The following is a 6332-nucleotide window of genomic DNA, read 5'->3' as shown; positions in this document are numbered from 1 at the left end:
CGAGCACCTGCGACATGGCGAACGGCTCGAGCGCGCGCCAGTAGGGACCTCCGATGATCACGCGGTGCGGGTCGTGGATCCCGATCAGGGTGCGCAGCGCCTCGCCGAGCGCGGTGCCGTGCTCCTGTGCGATCCGCGCGGCGAGCCGGTCGCCCGACGTCGCCGCCGCGAGCAGAGCCTCCAGGCGCTCGCCGTCGGCCTCGAGGGACGCGGAGGAGAGCTCGTCCTGTGCGGCATCGACCCGGCGCAGCATCGCGTGCACGTCCGTGAAGATCGAGAGGCAGGCGCGCCGGCCGCAGCCGCACACGGGGCCCTCCAGTCCCGTCGGCAGATGTCCGATCTCCCCGGCCTGCGTGGTCGAGCCGCGCTGGACGCGGCCCGCGCTCGAGACCGCCGAGCCGACTCCCGCGCTCACGTAGACGTACAGCAGCGTCTGCTCGCTCAGACGCTCGCTCGCCCAGATTTCCGCCGCGAGCGCCGCGTTCGTGTCCTTGTCCAGGAGGACCGTGCGTCCCGTGGCCCGCGAGAGCATCTCCACGAGCGGGGTGTCCCACCAGTCCGGCATCCAGGGCGGGTCCACGAGCACACCGCGCCGCCAATCCAGCCCGCCGGGAGCCGCGACGCCGACGCCCAGCAGCGCTTCCCTCGCGCTCTGTCCACCGGGCGTGCGCCAGCCGTCCTCGTACATCGTCGCGAGCAGCTCCTCGAGGCCCGCCGCGATACGCGCCACTCCTGCATCGGGGTCCGAGCCCGGTGGCCCGAGAGCCTTCTCCGCGACGACGTTCGCCCCCAGATCGACGATGACCAGCGTGATCCCTGTGGGATCCAGATGCACGCCGGCCGCGAGCAGCGACGACGGCACGACGCGCAGCACGGTGCGCGGCTTCCCCCGGCCCGCGGAGAGCGTGCCGTCGGTCTCGACGAGGCCGCGATCCATGAGCCGACGGGTGATGAGGCTGACCGCCTGCCGCGAGAGACCGCTGCGGCGCACCACCTCGGACTGCGAGCTGCCCTCGGGCGCGCTGCGGATCGCATCGAGCACGACCAGCTCGTTCTTGGCGCCGATGTCCGGCATGGATGACCCGCGCACGAGCGCTCCTTCCACTGCGGGGCGAGCCCCGTTGCCTTTAGTCCAACAGTGTGAGTAATGTACGTCACCGAGAGGCGCGGAACGGACCGCGATGCGGAACGGACCGCATCGACACGGCTCCCGTCCCACGCCGCCGCTTCCCGGTCACGCACCCAGCGTGGCCGATCCCGCGGGCCCCTCGACATCGCCGTCCGGCCCACGCCCCACGACAACACGTACCCACCCACCGTTCCCGCTCCGGCTCCCCGTGAGCACAGAGCCCGACGCGCCCCGAGGACGCGCCGAGACCGAGGAAGGAACCACGATGAGTGTCACCGACACCGTCGGCCCACCGGCCGGCCCCGCGAGTGCAGTGAGCGCCGGGGTCCAGACCGCGGCCCCACCGACCCGCCGTTCACGCGGCCTGAACGCCGGTCAGCGTCGCAAGCTGCGCACCGGGCTGCTGTTCATCTCGCCCTGGATCATCGGGGTGCTGGTCTTCATCATCTACCCGGTCGTCTATTCGATCGCGCTGAGCTTCACGCGGTACTCGGGGATGGAGGCGCCCACCTGGGTGGGGATCCAGAACTACGTCACGGCGTTCACGGATCCCTTGGTGGGCAAGGCCGCCTCCAACACGCTGTTCTACGCGATCATCGCGGTGCCGCTGGGCCTCATCATCTCCCTGGTGCTCGCGATCGCGATGAACCAGAACGTCCGGGAGGTCGCGTGGTACCGGACAATCTTCTACGCGCCCTCGCTCATCCCGGCGTTCGCCATGTCCTTCATCTTCATCGTGTTCCTGAACCCGCAGTTCGGCGTGTTCAACCGGGTGCTGAACCTGTTCGGCGGCGCCAACGTCAACCTTCTGGGCGATCCCACGGGCGTCAAGATCGCGATCATCCTCATGGCGCAGCTGGGAGCGGGCAACGCCGCCCTCATCTTCCTGGCCGGTCTGCGGAACATCCCCAAGACGATCTACGAGGCGGCGCGCGTCGACGGCGCGAGTCCTCTGCGCCAGTTCTTCTCGATCACGTTCCCGCTGCTCTCACCGGTCCTTCTGTTCAACCTGATCACCGGTATCTCGGGTTCCCTGCAGGTGTTCACAGAGGCGTTCATCGTCACGAACGGAACGGGCGATCCCGACAACGGTGCGCTGTTCTACATGATGTACCTCTACAAGAACGCCTTCGGCTTCGCCGAGCTCGGGTACGCATCCGCGCTCGCGGTGATCCTCTTCCTGGTGGGGCTGGCCCTGGCCCTGCTCGTCTACTGGCTCTCGCGCCGGTTCGTGAACTACGACGTGGAGGCCGGCTGATGAGCACCATGATCCAGACTCCTGCGGAGAACATCTCTCCGCAGCGCAAGAAGGCCAACGCCGAGGCGTACAACCGCCGGGCCGACGGGACGAAGCGTTCGTGGTACTCGACGCTCACCGCCCGTATCGTGATGATCATCCTGAGCATCCTGTTCCTGATGCCGCTGTACTGGATGATCGTGTCGGCATTGAAGTCGAACGAGGAGCTCGCGAAGTTCCCGCCGACGCTGTGGCCCCACGCCCCGGAGTTCAGCAACTTCGTCAAGGCCGTCACGGCGATGCCGTTCCTGACGTTCTTCGCGAACTCGGCGATCATCACGGTCTCGGTCGTGGTGCTCTCGGTGATCTCGAACTTCATCATCGCCTACGGCTTCGCCTGCATCGACTGGCCGGGGCGGGACAAGCTCTTCTACGTCGTCATCGCGACGCTGTTCCTGCCGTTCCCCGTCACGCTGATCCCGATGTTCGACATGTGGGCGCGCCTGGGGCTCGTGAACACGCTGTTCCCGCTGATCCTCCCGGCCATGTTCGGCAGTGCCTTCTACGTGTTCCTGCTGCGTCAGTTCCTCAAGCAGATCCCCCAGCCGATGCTGGATGCGGCGCGCGTGGACGGCGCGAGCGAGTGGACGATCCTGTGGCGCATCGCGTTCCCGACCGCCATGCCGGCGCTCACCACGGTCGCGATCTTCTCGGCCGTCGGGTCGTGGAACGACTTCATGGGGCCGCTGATCTACCTGCAGGACCAGAAGGTCCAGACGCTCTCGATCGGTCTGCAGACCTTCCGCTCGGTCAATGCCCAGGACGTCACCTTCAACCAGCTGATGGCCGCTTCGTTCCTGGTGATCGTGCCGCTGCTGCTCCTGTTCTTCATCTTCCAGCGGTACTTCATCCGCGGCATCACGATCGGAGGCTTCAAGTGATCTCCAGGCGATCCTTCCTGGCCGGCGCAACGGCCGCCGGCGCTGCCCTGGGCCTGGGCGCTTGTGCGTCGAGCCCGGCATCGGGCCCCAACGTGGTCAGCTATTGGGGACTCGGAGCCGCGGACAAGGACAAGGACGATCAGGTCATCGCGGCGTTCAAAAAGACCGATGCCGGCAAGAACGCCGAGATCTACGTCGATCAGGTCCCCTCCAGCGGCGTCGCGGACATGAGTCAGATCATCACCGCAGTGCGCGGCGGCTCCGCTCCCGATCTGTGGATGATGGACCGGTTCAACGCGGTGCAGAACGCGTCCATCGGCCTCCTCGAGTCCATCGACGACCTCATCGAGAAGTACGAGGACGTCTCGCCCGAGGAGTTCAAGTCCCAGTGGATCCAGTTCTCCATCGACGAGCTGTCCTACGAGGGGAAGCTCTACGGCCTGCCCACCACGACGGACGCTCGCGGACTTCTCTACAACGAGGACGTGCTCAAGGACGCAGGGGTCGACCTGGACCTCTTTGACTGGAAGAACCACGTCATCACCTGGGACGAGCTCAGCGACGCCTGCGAGAAGATCGTGAAGATCGACAAGCGCGGCAACTACGAGCGCTTCGGCTTCGCACCGTGGCTCTCCGAGGGCTGGCCCTACACGTGGGGATTCGGACTGGACGCGCAGGCGTACGACAACGCCGCGTCGACCGTCACGCTCGACTCCCCGCAGTGGGAGTCGGTGTACCAGCTCTATGCGGACTGGGCCGAGAAGTATCCCTACGCCTCTGTCGACGCGTTCTTCGCGACCTACCAGCCGCCGAACGCGCCGCCCTCGCAGACGGCCATGTTCAGCGGTCACCTGGGCATCGACACCACGGGTCCCTGGCAGATCAGCGCCAACGAGAAGTACGCCCCCAAGCTGCCGCTCAAGTTCACGTACCTGCCGGTCGCGAGGGAGGGCGACTCGACCTACACCTGGTCGGGAGGCGGCTCCCTCGTGGTCCCGACGGGCGCGAACATGACCAAGACGCTGTGGGAGTTCATGAAGTTCTACGCAGGTCTCGAGGGACAGAGCATCGTCGTTCCCCAGTTCGGCAACCTGCCGACGAACCTGAAGGCGATCACGCAGAAGAAGTACAACCCCAAGGCGGAGCTGTTCCGCACGATGCTCCCGAACTCGACGTGTCGTCCTCCCCTTCCCGTGGGCTCGGCGATGTGGGACGCGTTGACGTCCACGAAGAGCTCGGTCGCATTGGGCTCGTCGACACCGGGCCAGGCCGTCAAGACGAATCAAGCGAGGATCGGCCCCAAGATGGAACTGTTCGAGGGCTTCAAGATGCCGGACACCTACGGCAAGCCCAGCCCGGTCCCCGGCAGTTGACGGAGCGCGTCCCGGCTCGCTCAGCCCGAGTCGGGACCGCCCCGGCGCTCCCTGCGGATACTCCCGACACCCACCGTTGCCGCTGCTCTCCGTCGCGCACTGTGCACACGGAGCACGGCCCACCCGCGATCCAGATGCCCACGCCCTCGGAAGGGAGGCCCCATGCTCGACCGACGACAGCTCCTCACCGGTGCCGGCGTCGCCCTCGCGGCAGGGCTGGGCGCGACCTCGTGCGCGGGCAGTGGACCGAGCGGGCCGCGCACCGTGCGCTACTGGGGGATGGGCGCCGCGGACAAGGACAAGGACGAAGCGGCGCGCGATGCTTTCCTGGCCACCGACGCGGGGGCGGGAGCGCAGGTCAGCATCGACCAAGTGCCTTCCAGTGGCTCGGCCGACATGAGTCAGATCATCACCGCGGTGAGGGGCGGGACCGCGCCGGACGTGTGGTGGATGGATCGCTTCAACGCGGTGCAGAACGCCTCCATCGGTCTGCTCGAGCCCGTGGACACCCTCATCGAGAAGTTCGAGGACGTCTCGCCCGAGGAGTTCAAATCCCAGTGGATCCAGTTCGCCATCGACGAGCTGACCTACGACGGGAAGCTCTACGGGCTGCCCACCTCCACGGACGCCCGTGGCCTGCTCTTCAACGAGAACGTGCTGAAGGATTCGGGACTCGACCTCGACATGTTCGACCCCGAGCAGCACGTCCTCACCTGGGACGAGCTGCGCGACGCCGCGCGGCAGATCACCCACCAGGACTCCCGTGGGAACTACGACCGCCTCGGATTCGCGCCCTGGGCCGACCAGGGCATGCCCTACACCTGGGCGTTCGGCCTGGACGCGCAGGTCTACGACAACGAGACCGGTCAGGTGGTGCTCGATTCCCCGCAGTGGAAGTCCGTGTTCGACCTCTACGCGGACTGGGCTGAGGAGTTCCCCTACTCCCGGGTCGACGCATTCTTCGCGACCTATCAGCCCCCCAACGCGCCGCCCACCCAGAATGCCGTGTTCGGCGAGCATCTCGCGATCACCACGGGCGGGCCCTGGCAGATCTCCGGGAACAAGAAGTACGCCCCGAAGCTGCCACTGACATGGACCTGGCTGCCGGTCGCGAAGGACGGCGACCCCACGTACACGTGGTCCGGCGGGTTCTCGCTGGTCCTGCCCAAGGGATCGAACATGTCTCGCACCACCTGGGAGTTCATGAAGCACTTCACCGGTTTCGCGGGACAGTCGATCGTGGTCCCGAAGCTCGGCAGCCTGCCCACGCACCTGCGGGCGATCACCGAGAAGAAGTACGACCCCGACGCCGAGCTGTTCCGCCAGATGCTGCCGAACTCCACCTCGCGCCCGCCGATCCCCGCCGGCTCCGCCGCGTCCGACACGCTCGACCGGGCGAAGACATCCGTCGCCCTCGGCTCCAAGACCCCTCAGCAGGCCATCGACGAGAACCAGTCGATGGTCGCCCCGAAGATGGACCTGTTCCCCGGCTACACGATGCCCGACACCTACGGGAAGCCCCAGCAGATCCCCGACGAAGACCAGTGAACGTCGGCCCGTCGGCCGCACTCTTCGCACCGCATCCCCGATCCCCGGCCCTTCGGCCGGACCACAGACCCCCGGCCCCGTCGGCCGGTCAGGAAAGCACCAAC

5 protein-coding genes are annotated in these 6332 nt (G+C 66.9%); 4 read left to right on the top strand and 1 reads right to left on the bottom strand.

Annotated features, from left to right (window positions below):
* On the bottom strand, positions 1-1090 hold a 1090-nt coding region (locus tag I8D64_RS16140), incomplete at its 3' end, for an ROK family protein (RefSeq protein ID WP_200503827.1).
* 304 nt (positions 1091-1394) lie between these two features.
* Here I8D64_RS16140 and I8D64_RS16135 point away from each other — a divergent pair.
* From I8D64_RS16135 to I8D64_RS16120, 4 genes are all read left to right on the top strand, one after another.
* On the top strand, positions 1395-2387 hold the full coding sequence (locus I8D64_RS16135) for a carbohydrate ABC transporter permease (protein WP_200503826.1): 993 nt from the start codon (positions 1395-1397) through the stop codon (positions 2385-2387).
* On the top strand, positions 2387-3307 hold the full coding sequence (locus I8D64_RS16130; protein ID WP_200503825.1) for a carbohydrate ABC transporter permease: 921 nt from the start codon (positions 2387-2389) through the stop codon (positions 3305-3307). Before I8D64_RS16135 ends, I8D64_RS16130 begins: the two co-directional genes overlap by 1 nt.
* Complete coding sequence (locus I8D64_RS16125; protein ID WP_200503829.1) at positions 3304-4680, top strand: twin-arginine translocation signal domain-containing protein; 1377 nt, start codon at positions 3304-3306, stop codon at positions 4678-4680. Before I8D64_RS16130 ends, I8D64_RS16125 begins: the two co-directional genes overlap by 4 nt.
* A gap of 162 nt (positions 4681-4842) precedes the next feature.
* Positions 4843-6228, top strand: a complete 1386-nt coding sequence (locus I8D64_RS16120) for an extracellular solute-binding protein (protein WP_200503824.1) — start codon at positions 4843-4845, stop codon at positions 6226-6228.
* Positions 6229-6332 lie beyond the last annotated feature (104 nt).

This window comes from Brachybacterium halotolerans, assembly GCF_016623465.1.
Taxonomy (GTDB): domain Bacteria; phylum Actinomycetota; class Actinomycetes; order Actinomycetales; family Dermabacteraceae; genus Brachybacterium; species Brachybacterium halotolerans.
This window is presented reverse-complemented; position numbering and strand designations above follow the sequence as displayed.

What these genes read in the sequence shown, in the direction of transcription:
- I8D64_RS16135 (WP_200503826.1), top strand. Translation starts at nt 1,395, where the DNA reads ATGAGTGTCACCGACACCGTCGGCCCACCGGCCGGCCCCGCGAGTGCA.
- I8D64_RS16130 (WP_200503825.1), top strand. Translation starts at nt 2,387, where the DNA reads ATGAGCACCATGATCCAGACTCCTGCGGAGAACATCTCTCCGCAGCGC.
- I8D64_RS16120 (WP_200503824.1), top strand. Translation starts at nt 4,843, where the DNA reads ATGCTCGACCGACGACAGCTCCTCACCGGTGCCGGCGTCGCCCTCGCG.